13 protein-coding genes are annotated in these 15,833 nt (G+C 67.5%); 8 read left to right on the top strand and 5 right to left on the bottom strand.

From position 1 onward, the window contains the following. The first annotated feature begins 437 nt into the window (after positions 1-437). The 3 genes from ACZ6SQ_RS37975 (at position 438) to ACZ6SQ_RS37965 (ending at position 6,209) form a co-directional block, all read left to right on the top strand. A complete protein-coding gene (locus ACZ6SQ_RS37975; RefSeq protein WP_469570561.1) occupies positions 438-2,936 on the top strand; it encodes a helicase associated domain-containing protein in 2,499 nt (832 codons plus the stop codon). Between the two features lie 685 nt (positions 2,937-3,621). Beyond that, positions 3,622-4,887, top strand: a complete 1,266-nt coding sequence (locus ACZ6SQ_RS37970) for a ParA family protein (RefSeq protein WP_386387506.1) — start codon at positions 3,622-3,624, stop codon at positions 4,885-4,887. Beyond that, positions 4,884-6,209 (top strand): ParB/RepB/Spo0J family partition protein, encoded by a 1,326-nt coding sequence (locus ACZ6SQ_RS37965; protein ID WP_469570558.1) that lies wholly within the window; start codon positions 4,884-4,886, stop codon positions 6,207-6,209. Before ACZ6SQ_RS37970 ends, ACZ6SQ_RS37965 begins: the two co-directional genes overlap by 4 nt. Positions 6,210-6,543: 334 nt before the next feature. Here the strand turns inward: ACZ6SQ_RS37965 and ACZ6SQ_RS37960 are convergent, their stop codons facing one another. From ACZ6SQ_RS37960 to ACZ6SQ_RS37950, 3 genes are all read right to left on the bottom strand, one after another. Next, entirely contained in the window at positions 6,544-6,855 is a 312-nt protein-coding gene (locus tag ACZ6SQ_RS37960) for a replication initiation protein, RepL2 (RefSeq protein ID WP_386387509.1), read from the bottom strand. Further along, positions 6,852-7,304, bottom strand: a complete 453-nt coding sequence (locus tag ACZ6SQ_RS37955; RefSeq protein ID WP_386387511.1) for a MarR family transcriptional regulator — start codon at positions 7,302-7,304, stop codon at positions 6,852-6,854. Before ACZ6SQ_RS37955 ends, ACZ6SQ_RS37960 begins: the two co-directional genes overlap by 4 nt. 638 nt (positions 7,305-7,942) lie before the next feature. Further along, the gene (locus tag ACZ6SQ_RS37950) at positions 7,943-8,515 is read right to left on the bottom strand and encodes a transcriptional regulator (RefSeq protein WP_469570555.1); all 573 of its coding nucleotides are present in this window, start codon (positions 8,513-8,515) and stop codon (positions 7,943-7,945) included. An 819-nt stretch (positions 8,516-9,334) separates the two neighbouring features. Here ACZ6SQ_RS37950 and ACZ6SQ_RS37945 point away from each other — a divergent pair. Both ACZ6SQ_RS37945 and ACZ6SQ_RS37940 read left to right on the top strand, forming a co-directional pair. Beyond that, the gene (locus tag ACZ6SQ_RS37945) at positions 9,335-10,726 is read left to right on the top strand and encodes a DNA primase family protein (RefSeq protein WP_469570554.1); all 1,392 of its coding nucleotides are present in this window, start codon (positions 9,335-9,337) and stop codon (positions 10,724-10,726) included. Further along, entirely contained in the window at positions 10,723-11,124 is a 402-nt protein-coding gene (locus ACZ6SQ_RS37940) for a DUF6009 family protein (protein ID WP_469570553.1), read from the top strand. Before ACZ6SQ_RS37945 ends, ACZ6SQ_RS37940 begins: the two co-directional genes overlap by 4 nt. Before the next feature lie 26 nt (positions 11,125-11,150). On the opposite strand, the gene ACZ6SQ_RS37935 is transcribed toward ACZ6SQ_RS37940, so the two are convergent. Continuing rightward, complete coding sequence (locus ACZ6SQ_RS37935) at positions 11,151-11,918, bottom strand: SDR family oxidoreductase (protein ID WP_469570549.1); 768 nt, start codon at positions 11,916-11,918, stop codon at positions 11,151-11,153. Between the two features lie 195 nt (positions 11,919-12,113). Between ACZ6SQ_RS37935 and ACZ6SQ_RS37930 the strand changes: the two genes are divergently transcribed. Next, positions 12,114-12,842, top strand: coding sequence for an HAD family hydrolase (locus ACZ6SQ_RS37930; protein WP_469570546.1), 729 nt, complete (start codon positions 12,114-12,116; stop codon positions 12,840-12,842). Between the two features lie 312 nt (positions 12,843-13,154). Continuing rightward, positions 13,155-13,820, top strand: coding sequence for a ScbR family autoregulator-binding transcription factor (locus ACZ6SQ_RS37925; protein WP_386387519.1), 666 nt, complete (start codon positions 13,155-13,157; stop codon positions 13,818-13,820). Positions 13,821-13,998: 178 nt separating this feature from the next. On the opposite strand, the gene ACZ6SQ_RS37920 is transcribed toward ACZ6SQ_RS37925, so the two are convergent. After that, positions 13,999-14,988: a ScbA/BarX family gamma-butyrolactone biosynthesis protein gene (locus ACZ6SQ_RS37920; protein WP_469570543.1), complete on the bottom strand. Its 990-nt coding sequence runs from the start codon at positions 14,986-14,988 to the stop codon at positions 13,999-14,001. A 363-nt stretch (positions 14,989-15,351) separates the two neighbouring features. On the opposite strand from ACZ6SQ_RS37920, the gene ACZ6SQ_RS37915 reads away from it, so the two are divergent. Continuing rightward, on the top strand, positions 15,352-15,540 hold the full coding sequence (locus ACZ6SQ_RS37915) for an acyl-CoA carboxylase epsilon subunit (RefSeq protein WP_469570540.1): 189 nt from the start codon (positions 15,352-15,354) through the stop codon (positions 15,538-15,540). Positions 15,541-15,833: the final 293 nt, after the last annotated feature.

The raw sequence follows: 15,833 nt of genomic DNA, 5'->3' as shown, positions 1-15,833 counted from the left end.
GCGCGCGCTTCGCTCCGCGAAGACGACGCGCCGCCGCTACGCGGCGGGTACCATCCGGCGCTCCGCGCCGGATGCGCCGGGACTCCGTCCCGCCTGCCGGACCACTCCGTGATCCGGCGATCCGGCTAACGCCGGATCAAGCCGTACCGGCCTGCTCCGCAGTCCGGTACGGCAACTGACGCACGCCTCCGCGCGCGTCAGAGGCTGGCTGGGCAGCAGGTAGCCGCACTGTTCCGGGGTCGGTGACTCTCTGGCGGGTATGCGGTCTCTGATATAAGCCGGTGTGTCATTTTGAGATCTAGGCTAGACTCTGGGCTCAGAGAACAACACCGATGCCCTTGCGGCATGAGCCCAAGTGCCTGCAGAGAAGCATGCGTATCGGTGACTGGTGAATCTCCGTCACTTGCCGTACCTGGGTGGATGAAAAGGACTCTCTGATGCCGAAAATCGAGTTGAGGCCTCATCAGGTAGAGGCAGTGGACGGCGTCATGCGTCATTTGCAGACTCCTCCCGGCGGACACATGCCTCCCGAAGGACTTCGGACACAGGTAATTGCCGCGACAGGGTCCGGTAAAACCCTGATCGCCGTGGAGTCCGCACGGCAGCTGTCCGCCTGCCGCGTCCTGGTCCTGGTGCCCACCTTGGACCTGCTGACACAGATGGCCGCCGCCTGGCGCCAGGGCGGCCGGCGCGGAGCCATGGTCGGGGTGTGCTCACTGCGTGCCCAGGACAGCGACGGCATCCCCTGCACCACCGACCCGGGCGAACTGGCCGACTGGCTCCAGGACCTGGAGACAGTGACGGTGTTCGCGACCTACGCGGCCGTCGGCCTCGGCATCCTGCAGCGCGCGCACGAGGCCGGGCTGGGCGTGTGGGACCTCATGGTCGTCGACGAGGCGCACCGCACCAGTGGTGATGCGGGCAAGCCGTGGGCGGCCGTGCACGACCAGGCACGCATCCCGGCCGTGCGACGGCTGTACATGACCGCAACGGCGCGGGTGTGGGAGGCCGAGGGAGACATGCCGCGGCTGGTCGCGAGCATGGACAAGGACGGCCCCGTGTTCGGGCCCGTCGCCTACAAGCTGAGGCTGTCGGAAGCCATCCAGCGCGGGCTCGTCGCCCCGTACCAGGTCGTCTGCCTCGATATCCGCGACCCGGAGCTGCACACCGCGATCGCCGTCGGGTCGGCCGGCTCCGACTCCGTGCGCGGGGCACGGCTCGCCGCGCTGCAGACCGGGCTGCTCACCGCCGCCGCGAAAGAGCGGCTGCGCCGTGTGCTGACGTTCCACAGCCGGGTCGCCGAGGCCGAAGCCATGGCGACAGGCGTGCCCGGGGTCGCGGCGCGGCTGCGGGCCGAGGACCCCGAGACGTTCCCACCCGCGGAGCGGGTGTGGGCAGACTGGCTGTACGGCGAACACACCGCCGGCCATCGACGCCAGGTGCTCGATGAGTTCGCCTCCGATTTCATTGCCGACCATGCCGACGGTGATTCAGATATTCCGGCTGCATTGCGGGTTCTCAGCTCCGTGAAGGTCCTCGGTGAAGGCGTCGACACCGCGAACTGTGACGCGGTCGCCTTCTGCGATGCACGCGGCTCCATGGTCGACATCGTGCAAATGGTCGGACGGGCACTGCGTATCCAGCCCGGAAGAGGAAAAATCGCCACCCTCGTGGTCCCCGTATTCCTTGCACCAGACGAGGAAGCAGGGGAAATGCTGACCTCAGACGCCTACGGCACCCTCGCGAAGGTCCTCGGAGCCCTGCGCGCACACGACACCGACACCATCGAGGCCCTCGCCGACCCCCGCCCCCGCAGCGGCCGCTACGAGCCTTCCGAGGAACACAACAACAGCGCACACCAGGAACAGGATCTGGATCAGGTGGGCGGCGAAGACGCGGGCGCTGCCCGGCCGGCCGCAAGAGGGCTGCTGCGTTTCAGCGAGGAACGCGATCCCGTGGCCATCGCGCAGTTCGTCAGGCTGCGGGTCATCGACCCGGAGAAGACGTACTGGCGGCGCGGTCTCGCGGCCGCCAGCCGATGGCTGCGCGAGACCGGTGGCGGGCAACTGCGCGTGCCCTACGAGTACCGGGTCCCGGACGACGGCGCCGGGACGGCCGCCGGGTTCCCGCTCGGAGTATGGCTGGCCGACCAGCGGCGCTACTACAACTCCGGCGACCTCGACGCCCTCCGCGTCAAGGAACTGGAAGCGCTGGGAATGGTGTGGTCACACCACGACGTCGCCTGGGACGAAGGCCTCGCCGTCGCCCGTTCCTACGCCGCCGCGCACGGACACCTCCTCCCGCCCACCCACGCCGTCTGGGGCGACGGCTACCCCATCGGTGTATGGGTCAAGAACCAGCGAGCCGCCGCCCGCAAGACCTGGCAGAACACCGGACGGCGTGCCGCAGGCGAGAGCGTCTCCTACACCGGAGAACTCCCCGAAGGCCGCCTGAAGGCCCTGGAGGACATCGATGCGGGCTGGTGCCCCACCGGGTGGGACATCGCCTGGCAGCGCGCCTTCCACCTCACACGCACCCACCTGGAGACCGGCGGCACCCTCGCCCCGGCCGCGGGCGAAGTCCTCGTCCAGGGCGAGAACCTCGGCGCCTGGACCACAGCACAGCAGCTTGCCTGGGACAAGCTCCTGCCCGCCCAGCAATGGCTCCTCGAAAGCGTCATCGGACTCCAGGCCACGGGAGACGACGAACAGCCCAAGCGGCGGACCCAGGACGACAAATGGGCCACCAACCTTGCCGCCGCACAGCAGTACCACGCACGCGAAGGCCACCTCGCCGTACCCAGACACCACACCGAACAACTCAACGACGGAACAGAAATCAAACTCGGCCAATGGCTCACCAACACCCGCCGCAGAGCCACAACACTCACCCCACAACGCCGCAACGACCTCGAACAACTCGGAGTGAAGTGGTAGACCCCGCAGGCCGATGAGCTCAGTACTCGGTCTGAGCCAGCAAGAACCCGGCGCAATGCGGTCCGCTGCCTGGGCCAGTGTGCTTCGTTTCGGCTTGCCGCACACTCGTACGCCGATTGCTGAAGCCGAGCGACAGCCCGCGAAGGAATCTGAAGGAATCACCCGCATCGCGTAGCTTTCCTCGCATTCGCTGATTGTTGCGGTCTGGCCTGCGTGTTCACCGGTCGACGAGTTCGCCGCGCATTCCTGGAAACCGTCATGCGGGGGCGCTGCCATGGAGGACAGCACCCCGCACCCGAACGCACCGGTCACGTACCAAGTCGGGGTAGGGAACCAGGAGGACAGATGTTCATGAGCAAGCAGGAGAGCTCTGGGGCCACCGCTGTGTCCTGGCAGTTTGCACCTTGGTCGCCAGGGGCTGTGTGTCCATGCCGGGCGGCATCTCACCCTGACCGCTTCTCTGCCGTTGCTTGTCTGGGGTGCCAGCTTCGGCGGGCTCCTCGGCACGGTCGCGCACCGGGCTCAGTACCTGCCCTAGCGGGGGGGGTGATTACGGCGTAATCACCCCCGCCGCTTGAGGATGGGTGGAGGGGTGGGGTGATTACGGCGTAATCAGGGTGGTGAAGTTGGGGTTGCTAACGTGTCGGGGTGGGAAGTGATCTTGGGCGTTAGTATGGTGTCTTCCATGAGTTCGCCAGTCACCCCTAGCGACCGGGAGAAGGTCGTTTCGAAGCTGCCGGGATGGCTCCGGCAGAGTCTGAAGGTCAGAGCCGCGCAGTGCGGGGTTGAGATTCAGGCGGCTGTGGAGGCGGGGGTCCGGGAGTGGTGCTCCCTGGCTTCGGCTACCGCGGCCGTCGATACCGCTGGGGCAGATTCCTTCGCCACGTTTCTGCCGTCCGGGCAGTGGGAGGAGTTCCGGCAGGTTGCCGCCGATCGGCGGGTTTCGCTGATTCAGGGGCTTGCCCAGTCCGTGCAGTTGTGGCTCGACACCCATCCGGCGCCCGAGGTGAAGCGGCCGGCCGTGACTCGGCGGTTCGTGGTCTGCAACCAGAAGGGCGGGGTGGGGAAGACCGCCATCACCGCCGGACTGGGAGAGGCTCTCTCCGAGGACTCCAACTCGCTGCACCCCGTGCGTGTGGCCAAGGCCCTTGCTCTTGCCCTTCGGGCGAGTGAGGAGTCGGGGGACCAGGGCGCGGCCGTGGAGGATCCGCTCGATGTGGAGAACCTGCCGGGGCCGGGGCTTCGGGTGCTGCTCGTCGACTTCGATCCGCAGTGCCATCTGACCAACCAGTTGGGTGCCACTCCCCTGCCCATGACCGGCGACAGCCTCACCAATCACATGGCCGGGGACGCCAAGGGCGAGCTGCGGGATCTCGTCGTATCCATCGATGAGGACGTCTTCGGGGGGCGGTTGCATCTGCTGCCCGCCTGTCATGACGCGTTCCTGCTTGATGTGCGGCTGTCCGCGGTGCGGGCTCGGGAGGCTGCGCTGGAGCGGGCGCTCGCTCCGCTGGAGAGTGATTACGACGTAATCATCGTCGACTGTCCGCCGAGCCTCGGGCTCAGCATGGACGCGGCCGCCTACTACGGGCGGCGGCGGAGCGGGGAGGCGCCCGGGCAGTCGGGGGCGCTCATCGTCGTGCAGGCCGAGGACAGTTCGGCCGACGCCTATGAGTTGCTCACCTCGCAGATCGACGACCTGCGGGGGGACCTTCAGGTGGACATCGACTACCTCGGGATCGTCGTGAATCTGTATGACTCGCGGCGGGGGTACATCGCCACCTCGTCCCTGCAGGGGTGGGTGGACATAAAGGATCCTCGGGTCGTGGGAGTGATCGGGGATCTGAAGGAGCAGAAGGAAGCCGTCCGCGTGAAGAAGCCTCTGCTGTCTTACGCGCCCAAGTCTCAGCAGGCCGTCGGGATGCGTGCGCTGGCTCGGGAGGTCCTGTGAGCAAGGCCGATCAGCTCGGTGCCGGGCGGTTCGGTGGGGGAGTACGGCCCGTCAGCGCGCGGCGGCAGGCCGTCGCCGCGGCCACCGGGGTCCCTACCGAGGGCGTTGCCCCGCCCAGCGAGCTTCCCGTTCACCGGGTCAGCCCCAACCCCGACAACCCGCGTTCCACGCTGGGCGATCTGACGGATCTGGCCGGGAGTCTGCAGACCCACGGGCAGAAGCAGGCCATCACTGTCATGAACCGGGACGCCTACATCAAGGCCAACCCCGCGCATGAGTCCGCGCTGGAGCCCGACACCACGTATGTCGTCGTCGACGGCAGCAGCCGGCTGGCCGCCGCGCGTGAGGCCGGGCTGGCCACGATCAAGGTCATGGTCAGTGACGACCAGGGGAGCACCTCCGAGGAGCTGCTGGAGTCCGCACTCGTCGCGAACATCCATCGGCAGGACCTCGAGGAGCTTGACGAGGCCCGGGCTCTTCAGCGGTTGCTCGCCATCCATGGCAGTCAACGGGCGCTTGCCAAGCGGCTGCATCGGTCACAGGGGTGGGTCTCGCAGCGCCTCGCCCTGCTGCATCTCACGCCCGAGCTTCAGGCTCGTATCGGCGAGGAGCCCATCGATCTGCTGCGCGCTGTGGGCAACAAGCCTGCCGAGGAGCAGGAAGCGGCTCTGGAGCAGCTCAAGCAGCAGAAGGAGCTCAAGGGGAGTGGGGCTGGGGGAGGAGGTCGTCTTTCTGAAGCCGCCGCTGTGGCTGGCGAGGCCGCCCCCAGTGATTACGCCGTAATCACCGACCCTTCGAGCAGTCCTACGCCCGTCCCGTCGGCCAGTCCCTCGGGGCAAGCGGCCGGCCCGGGTGATTACGGCGTAATCACTCCTCGGGCTGGACGGGAGGGCGGTGCTGAGGAGGGCTCCGGTGATTACGCCGTAATCACCGGGCGGGCCGACGGTGAGGGTGTCGGTGACGGTGGCGGCGAGGCGGTGGGTCGGGAGGGGCAGGGTGATTACGGCGTAATCACTCGCGACCCGGTTCAGGGGGCTCAGGGTGATTACGGCGTAATCACTGGGGGCTCTGCTTCGGGGGGCGAGGGGGTGCCTGAGCCTCGTGGGGACTCCGGTGTGGGGGAGGAGCTGCGGGGGCGGCCCGTGCCGTTCGATCAGCCTGGGGCGCTGGCGATGCTGCTGAACGCCAAGGTGGGCAGTGACGAACTGTTCTTCGATCTGCTGCGGTTTCTGAGCATGCGGGCTCTGGAACGGGACCCTGCTCGGCTGGGGGAGTTGGCCGAGGGGTTCCTCGAGGCGGCTCGGGCTCGCGCTGACGGCTGACGGCTGAGTGGAGCAGATGGGGTTGTGTAAACGCCCCTCGTGGCGTCGTGTCATGAGGGGCGTTCCGCTCGTGCGGAGAGGAGAGGACAGGCTTCGGGCTAGAGCGGAGCCTTGAGTCCGACACACGCTCAGCGCGGCTGCGGGTGCTCGGAGAGGGTGTCGGCGTAGGGCTTCTGCTTGTCGGCCAGTGCTGCCGAGCGAGGTCGTATCTGGACCGTCCTCGGCTGATTGTTGAACGTGGGCGCAATGAAGGCGTCCCGCAGACAGCTCCTCATTGACGTGGTGCTAATGAGGAACGCTCTGTGGGACGCCTTCATTGCGCCCAGGTCAAGGATCAGGTTGCCCGGCGCAGGGGGACCACCACGTGCTCGCCGAGGGCCTTGGGGCTGAGGCGGTAGTACCGGATGTGGGCGAGCTTGTCGGACTCCTCGAGCCAGCCCGCTTCGATGACCTGCTTGCGGGTGCGGGAGAAGACGGGGGCGGACATGCCCACGAGGGCGGAGAGGTTCGCCGCGGTCTCGACGACGGCTCCGGCCCGGTCGGTCGGGTGCAAGGCGTAGAGCATGACGACAAGGCGCTGGTTGGCGGTCATGCCGGCTGTGGCCTTGAGCAGCTCCAGGTTCTTCTGCTTGTCGTCACTGGTCACTGGGCCTCCCACCGCGCAGGGGTCTTGTCGTCGAATCCAGGGATGTCCGGCGGGTTGCACGTCCTGACCGCTTCCCGCTGCTCCAGCCCTGTTCCGTGAAAGGCAATGTACGGGCTGATGCGGTACAGGTTGTAGTTGCCGATGCGTCCTCGCACCACCAGGATGCGGTGTTTGGCCAGCTTCCGGTTGATTTTCCCGACGGCGTCGCTGGACATTCCCACTCGCTTGGCGATGTCGGAACCTGTCGCGCGCAGCGGGTTCATGCCTTCCGGTGAGACGCCGATCCACCACAGGACGAGGAACTTCTGACTCGGTGTGAAGGCCTTCGACTCGGTGATCGCCTCGACACGCGTCTTGTCCACCTGGGTGTGCCGGCCTGCGAACGCGTACGGCGCATAGGGGACCGGCTCGCCTGTGTTGGCGTCGACCAGTCTGCGTACCGCTCCCAAAAGGGGCCTCCGTACACGGGTTGATGGACAGTCGGAACACGGCCGCGAGGCCGACCTGATGAACCTAACGTACATGAGCACCAAGTCAATGAACTCAGTCCTCCCAGCCGTGTCGAAGTACCTTTCTCACTCGCCGAGGCCACTCGCACACGAAGCGAAACAGCCCCGCGAACAGGGCTGTTGGGGCCTCCGCAAGGGGCTCTGCTCATTGACGTGAGAGCAATCTAGGCAGTTCCTAGGAACTGCCACCCAGTTCCTAGGAACTGGGTCTCCTAGGACGTTTTCGCAGGTCAGCGACTATCTGGGCGTTGCGCTCTCTTACATCGTCAACTGACCGTCCGTAGCTGGCCGAGATGATGGGGACTTGCTGCCGCCACGTCTGAACCTGCGCCCTCGAAAGTCAGCCACGACGGCGCTGCACGCGGTCGTTCAGGCGCGCGTGTGCCTCCAGCAACCACGTTCCGGTATCAGCCACGCTTCAAGGAAGTTTTGAGCGACCAGGGCCTGTAGGCCGCCGACGCTGAGGGGGCTCCAGGGGCCCTGTGGCGTAGGTCCAGGCGCCGAGACCTATCGATGCCCGGCTGCGCGAACACAGCGGCCTGTGAGCGCCGTTAAAGGGGCGCCTTGAGACGGCTGGGTCAGGCCGCGAAGCCGATGTTGGTGACGTACTCGTACTGGCCCCACTGCGAACCGAGGTCGATGATGCGGTCGACCCAGGCCTCGTCGAGGGCTTCGGTGTCGTCGGCGGCCCAGGCGTCGACGATCCGGTCCCACTGGCGGATGTTGAGTGTGCGGAACTCGACGAAGCGCTGCCTAGGGCGGGGGACCTGGGACTGGTTGAGCGGGTGGATCTCCACCCGGGTGCCGCGGCCCTCGCGGTTGAGGCGTGCCAGTAGGTAGCGGGCGACATTGTGGCGACGGACCGTGCGGTAGGCCGCGTCCACTCGTTCGAGGTTCTTCTGGGTGGGGGTGCGCTTGCCGTCCAGCCAGGCTTTGAGGGTGCGGTCGGTGACGGTCAGGCCCGCCTCCCGCGCAGCTGCACGGGCGTGCTTGGTGCGGGTGAGGTAGTGCAGCCGGGCCAGCAGCCCGCGGCGGGTGGTCACGGGGGTGGCGATATAGCCGGCGAGGGCGTCGAGGCGGCGGGCGACGGCCTCGTGCCCCTTGATGCCGCGGGCACCGTACTTGCCGAAGTCCTGGTTGCGCTCTGGCACGCGGGCCTCCCTCCCTCGTCGCACGGACAGCTGCGGGTCTCAGTATTCCGGATGAGTGTCCGGATCCGGCCCAGCGACTGAAGCGACCGAAGCGACTGAGGCTCCGACATGGAGGAAAGGTTTCGCCAACAGTTGATCAAGTGTCGCTGGAGGGTCGGTGGAGCCTCCGCAGCGACCGAGCGACTGAAGAACAGCGACTGAGCATTCCTTGGGTCGCTGTGAGTCGCTGAAGAAAAGAGCAGGTCAGAGCGCCGCACTGCGCAGATCAGCGACTGAAGCGACTCAGCGACTGGGTATATGAAGAGCAACGCGTGTGCGCGTGTATGCGTGTGCGTATGCGCGTGTGGGCGTTATATATAGAGTCGCTGAGTCGCTTCAGTCGCTGTTTTAATAGCTGCACCCTTTCTGACCTGGGGTTTTACACAGCGACTGAAAGAGCGACCGAAGGCCTTCAGTCGCTGCCCTTCAGTCGCTGAGTCGCTGAGAGACCGTCGAGCAGACGTCAGGCGGGCGAAGTCGGCTTGAATCCGGTATCCACAGGCGCACCACCCTGAGCGTCCGCTTCGTTAATCTGTGTTGGTCGTTCAGTCGCTTCGGTCGCTCACGGGGGGTGCAGATGACTGCTGAGCTGCGGAAATCGCACGGTGGCTTGAGGCTCTCCGCGTCAAGGTCCGGGGAAGTGCGGGGTCGAGGGTGACCTCGGGGCACGATGACGCACTTTTCGCCTTCGACAGCGCGAGGGTTGCCGCACGCACGCTCGACCGGGCGGTCCCGCCGCCTCGTTCGAGTCAGGATCCGGTCGACAGTGTCCAGGTACCGGTGGAGGCCGAAGCCGACGGACTGCTGCCGGACACCCTCAGCGACCGTGGCAACGCCAAGCTGTTCGTGAAGCTCTACGCCAACGACTACAAGCACGTGCCCGGCCTCGGCTGGTTCCGCTGGGACCGCACCCGCTGGCAGCCGGACGACGACGACACGATGATGTGGGCTGCTGGAGACCTGGCCGAGTCCATCGCCACATCCGACCCGCGAGGTGTGTACACCGAGAGGGCACTCCAACAGCACCGCCGCCGCTCACTGAGCACCAGCGCCATGACCGCGATGCTCGTCCAGGCCCGTTCGGCACCCGGCATGGTGATGAACGCGTCGCTGCTGGACGCCGATCCGTACGCCCTGTGCACCCCGGCGGGCATCGTCGATCTGCGTACCGGGCTCGTCAGGGCGCCTCAGCCGCACAAGGACTTCCACTCGCGTCGCACGACCGTCTCACCGGAGCCGATGCCCACCCCGCGCTGGGACCGGTTCCTGACCGACACCTTCGGAGAGGGGCCCGACTGCGCGGAGATGATCGACTTCCTGCATCTGCTGCTGGGCTACTCCATCACCGGCGACGTCGGCGGCCAGGTGATGCCGTTCCTGTTCGGCTCGGGCAAGAACGGCAAGTCGGTGCTCCTGGACGTGGTGATGAAGCTGATAGGCGACTACGCCGACGTCGCACCGCCCGGCTTCCTGATGGCACGTCCGTACGAGGGGCACCCCACTGATCTTGCCGAACTGCACGGCAGGCGGATCATCGTGTGCAGCGAGGTCAAGCCGGGGGATCGGTTCGACGAGGCTCGGGTGAAGCTGCTGACGGGCGGCGACCGGATCAAGGCGCGGCGGATGCGGCAGGACTTCTTCAGCTTCTCGCCGACGCACAAGCTGTGGCTGCTGGGCAACCACCGGCCCGAGGTGGGCACCGGTGGCTTCGCGTTCTGGCGGCGGATGCGTCTGCTGCCGTTCGAGCGGGTGGTGCCGGACCAGCGGAAGATCGACAACCTCGCGGACATCCTGGTGACTGAGGAAGGGCCTGGAATCCTCAACTGGCTGGTCCAGGGCGCCCGGCGCTATCTGAGCGGCGAGAAGGGCCTCAGCGGGCCTGAGCGGGTGCGTATCGCCACCACTGCGTACGCGGAGACAGAGGACCACACCGGGCGTTTCCTGGGCGAATGCTGCGTACTGGACACCGAACTGAGGGCGGAACAAACACAGTTGTACGCCGCCTACCGGACGTGGTGTCAGAATGAGGGCGCCCCGGCGATGTCGTCCCGGTCCTTCGCGGCCCGGGTCCGAGAACTGGTGGGGCTCGAGTCGCCGAAAGAGATGATTCTCTCCAACCAGCGCAAGTACTACCCGGGCATCGGACTGCTCGCCGACGAGGAGACTGCATGAGCTCTCTCATCGCAGAGGACGAGATCGTCCATGAGGTCGGCTTCGTCTGGCTGGAGGACATAGCCGGCCTCGACTACGTACGCCAGAGCCTCGACCGGCTGCCGACCCGGCGGGGGCGGCCCGCCTACCACCGCGACGGCCGCATGGTCGGGTACGCGCTGCTGAGCCCGCGGGCGAAGCCCTCCCGGTCCTCGGGCACGTTCCGCCGCCGGGTGTTCTGGCTGCTGCCGCACGACCGGGACACCGATCCGAAGGGCCTGTACGCCGCCGGAGCGCCCGCTGAGGCCGTGGACCCCCGCACCCTGGCTCCGGGCACCAAGGGCCGCAAGACGCCGCGCTCAGGCGGCGCACAGCAGCCCTCGGCGACACCGGAGCCGGACCTCACCCTGCCCCTGTGACCTGACCGGGAGGTCAACTGCCGGAACTACAGTCCCGTTCCGCCGGACGCGTCGATGCACTGCCCGGTCACCCAGCGGGAGTCCGGCGATGCGAGGAAGGCCACGACATCGGCGATGTCGCCCGGCTGTCCCATCCGGTCGAACACGGAGAACGCGGCGTGCACGGCCTCGGCCTCGGGCGTGGCCCAGCGCTGCTGGTTCAGGTCCGTCCGGACGAATCCGGGCGCCACGCAGTTCACGGTGATCTGACGCGGCCCCAGCTCCTTGGCGAGCGTGCGGGTGAGGGTCTCCAGGGCTCCCTTGGCCATGGAGTACGCCAGCGAGGTCGGCAGGGCGACCCGGGTCGCCGCGGAGCTGATGTTGATGACCCGGCCGCTGCCGCGCAGCCGCCCCAGCCCCTCCTGCACGAGGAACAGCGGTGCCTTGGCATGGACAGCCATGAGCCGGTCGAAGTCCTGCGGGGTCACCTCGGACACCCCGCCCCGGACGTTGAAGCCGGCGTTGTTGACCAGAATGTCGAGCTCGGCCGGCTCGCCCATGTCGTGCAGTCCCGCGTCGAGCCGCTCGTAGACCGTGCGGACGTCGTCGGGCACGCCCAGCGGCCCGTGCAGCGCGAAGGCGCGCCCGCCCTCGTAGGTGATCTGCTCGACGGTCTCGCGGGCCGAGGTCTCGTCGCTGCCGTAGTGCACGGCGACGAGCGCGCCGTCCGCCGCCAGGCGCCGGGCGATGGCCCGGCCGATTCCCCGCCCCGCGCCCGTGACCAGTGCCGTTCTGCCCTTCAACGTGCTGCTCATCGTTCCCCCCACGGTTATGAGCCCCTGTCTCGAGCGATACCGCTCAAGGATAGCTGTTGAAGAAACCGCACGTCCGGTTTATTGTCGAATACATGAGGCCTGCGCGGCCGGTGCAGTCGGCGCGGGGCCGCTGACTTGCCCATCTGGCGCCGTACGCATCCGTCGTGCGGCCCGACGTTTAGAGGCGGTTCTGTGATGGCCTTGCGGCATCTGCGACTGATCGCGGTGAACATCGACGGGGTGTTGCTGAACGACACGTTCAGTCCGGTCATCCACCGGTTCGTGACGAGCCGTGGCGGCGTCTACACCGCCGAGCTGGAGCGGGCCGTGCTGTCGCAGACGCAGCTGCGGGCCGCGGCTGCCATGGGCGTTCCCGGTACGCCCGAGGAGGTCGTGCAGGAGTACTTCCGCGAGCGCCGGGCCTACCTCGAGCAGAACCCGGTGCGGGTCACCGAGGGCGCCGGCGCCCTGCTGGAGCGGCTGCGCGCCACCGGGGCCCGGCTGGTCTGCTACGGCGGTCTGGAGCGCGACCACTTCGAGCGCCACCTCGGCGCATACGCGGACGCCTTCGACGAGCCTCTGTACGTCTGCACCGACGGCTTCCGCCCGGGTGTCCGGGAGATCGCCGAGGACGTCTTCGGAGTCCGCTGCGACGAGGCGCTGTTCATCGACGACGTGGCGCGGGTGGCCGAGGTCGCCCAGGAGCTCGGGGCGGCCTTCATCGGGCACCCGACGTCCTACGAGCACAGCTTCCAGCGCCAGCTGATGCGGCGGGCCGGGGTGCGACACATGGTCGGCTCGCTCGACGCGATCGACGAGCGGCTGGTGCGGGCCGTGGACGCCGAGGCGGCGGAGGGCCGGCTGTGGGCCGGATCGGCCGGTGTGCCGACGGCTTCCGCGAGTATGGTTCCTGTCGGCGCCTGACCTGGCCGGGGGACGATGAAAACAAGCCGGAAAACGTACAGGGTGGATGGTTTTTACGCCCTGCCGCCACAGTGCCCTCGGGTGACCCCGTGGAGTTCCTCTGACCAGCGCGTTTCGACTCCGTAGCGACGGGATACACGCCCTGTGACCGGGGTTGCACGGAGGATCAGGGGGCGAATACTGGGCGAACTCAAGCGCTGTCATTCCATCGTCCAAGAGAATAAGGTACCTCTTGGACGGTTTGTTCTTGGTGCTCCGGTCTGCGGCTACGGCTCGTAAGACTCCGGTGCGGTTCAGGGAAAGGGAGGTCCCATGGCCCAGCAGGAACGTGCGGTCAGGACCCGTCGCGCAGTTCTGGAGGCCGCCGCGGTCGTCTTCGCGGAACACGGGTACACAGCGGCGACAGTCGCCGACATCCTCAAGACCGCAGGGGTGACCAAGGGAGCGCTGTACTTCCACTTCGACTCCAAGGAAGCGCTGGCCAAGGGGGTCCTTGAGCTCCAGACGGCCCAGGCGCTGCCCGAGCAGGAGGTCAAGCTCCAGGAGGTCGTGGACGTCGCGATGACGGTGGCCCACCGGCTGCGGCACGAGCCATTGCTGCGCGCGGGTGCCCGGCTCTCGTCGGACCCCGCCGGCATCAAGTACTACGGGAGCGCCTGGCCGCTGTGGGTCGACGTGCTCACCGAGGTCCTCGCCGAGGCGCACCGGCGGGGCGAGACGCTCTCCCACGTGGTGCCGCGTGAGGTCGCCGAGCTGGTCGTCAGCGCTTTCAACGGTGTACAGCTCTATGCCCAGTTGGAGACCGGCCTCGACGATGTCGAGTACCGGGCCTCGGTGCTGCTGAAGCACCTGCTGCCCTCCATCGCCTCTCCGGCGGTGCTGATGCGGCTGGACGTGGCTCCGGACCGGGGCGCCCGTGTGGTGCGTGCGGCGCTCGAAGCACTCGAGGCACCTGAGCCGGAGCCGGCCCCGGCCTGATAACGGCCCGAGCGGTCTGATTCACCCCGGGTGCCTTCGGGCACCCGGGGTCCTTGTCGTCCGGGAGCACCCTGTGCCTGCGGCGCGTCACAGGCACGCCCCGGCTGTGAGGGCACCCGGCTTTGAGGACATGCGGAAGCGGCTCAAGGGAGCTTCTCCCCTGAGCCGCTTGCCTCGTTCAGGCGGTGGCCGGTGCCGCCGTGAGCGTCGAGGAGAAGACGACCTCGCCCTCCTGGCGCCCGGTCACGAGCACGCGCTCGCGGCCCTGCTCGTCGCGCGGCAGGGAGCACACCTCGACCAGGCACGGCTCGTCCAGCTCCGCGTAACGCGTGAACTCGCTGGTGATGCCCACCGGCAGGCAGTCGCGGCCCAGGTAGGCGATGGCGGCCTGGCGGGCGGCCTCCAGCAGCACCATGCCCGGCACATGGTCGACCGGGTGGTCGAAGAGCACGGGGTGCCTGGTGTCCACGCGCAGCTGCCAGCTGTCCTGCCCGGGCAGCGGGGAGAGCACGACGTCCGTCGGCGACAGCCGGGCCACGTCCTGCGGCGCGATCGGGCTCGTCAGCGGGATCGGCGCCACTCCCTCGCCGATCCGCGGAGTGCGCAGGCGCCGGTAGACGGCCGGGGAGAGGCAGGTGAAGGTGGCTCCCGCGGTCGCGACCTGCTGTCCGTCGCGGCGGATCACGGCATCGAAGTGCAGGCCCGAGATGTTGCGGCCCCGCCACTTGATGTCCGAGCAGGTGATGTCGATGACCACGGAGGCCGGCGCGCCGCCGATGAGCAGCTGCTCGGCGTCGATGTCGACCGACAGGTCCCACATGAGGAACTTGTGGTCGAGCGGGACGTCGAACTCCGCGTGCGCGAGAAGCAGTCCGGCCTGCCGGATCGTTTCGGCGACCAGCAGCGGATCGTGGTAGCCGTCGAGCGTGGCGAAGAAGCAGTGCAGCCGCGGCCACTGGGCGGTCACCGTGAAGTGCTGCTCGTCCAGGCGCGCCCAGTCGGTGAGCATCACCTCGGCGACGCTGGCACGGTGCACGAACTCCTTCGGGACCGTGGTGGTGAGACTCGGATAGCGAGGCGCTGTGGCCTGCTGCGGCATCGTGACGTCCCGCCCCGTGCGCCAGGTGTCGGGTACCGCGTGTTCGACACTGAACGTGCTCGCAGACATGTCTGTTCCCCCTGAGCGGCGTCGGCGTGTTGGTGCTTCAGGACTCTCAGGCCTGTGAAGATACATACCACCCGGTTTACTTTCCAGCGGTAGGAAGCACTCCGCTACGACTACTTTCGGAGCGCTGGCTTCCAGATCCAGTACCGGTACGGCCCTGTTGGAGCACAGCTGTCCCAGGTCGTCGCCTCAGCGGCCCACTGTTGACGCTACAGCGAAACCGACCGCTTGTGCGCACGTAAAACCTTTGCCATGGACCGCAGTTGGGGCGGGACACCGGTCCGGCCTCGAGTGATCCCTCAGCACTTTTCGAGTGGTCCGGTCGACCCTGGCTCAAGTCTGCAGGGAGAGGGGGAGATGGGCTGGATGAAGAGCTCAGAAGCCGTACTCCGGGTGGAACGCGGAGCTGCCAGCGAGGAGGAACTGGCAGCTCTCGCCGTGGTGTTGCTGGCACTGCGGTCGCATCCCCCGGTAGAGCCCGAGCCGCCGCCGGCGCTCGGTTGGAGCTGGTGGGACGGGTCGGAGGACTACACGCCGCCCCTGGGTTGGCGGTGAGTCGACCGGTGTCCAAAACCTCTTCCACCACCGCTCAACCAAACCGTATAGGCGGTTTGATCAAGTTCTCCATGGATCCGGGGCGGGATTCTCTCCTCAGTCCTGTCCCAGAAAGGGACCAGAGATGGCGATGACGACTGCCCCAGTACCGACGGAGCCGGGGCCGACGGACATTCGTGGTCACGTCGCCGAGCTGCGCGAGATTCGTGCGCGGGCGCTGGCCGGTCCGGGTGAGAAGGCGACGGCCGCGCAGCACGCCAAGGGCAAGCTGACCGCCCGGGAGCGGATCGGGC

Source organism: Streptomyces sp. NPDC048600 (genome assembly GCF_055587025.1).
This window is presented reverse-complemented; position numbering and strand designations above follow the sequence as displayed.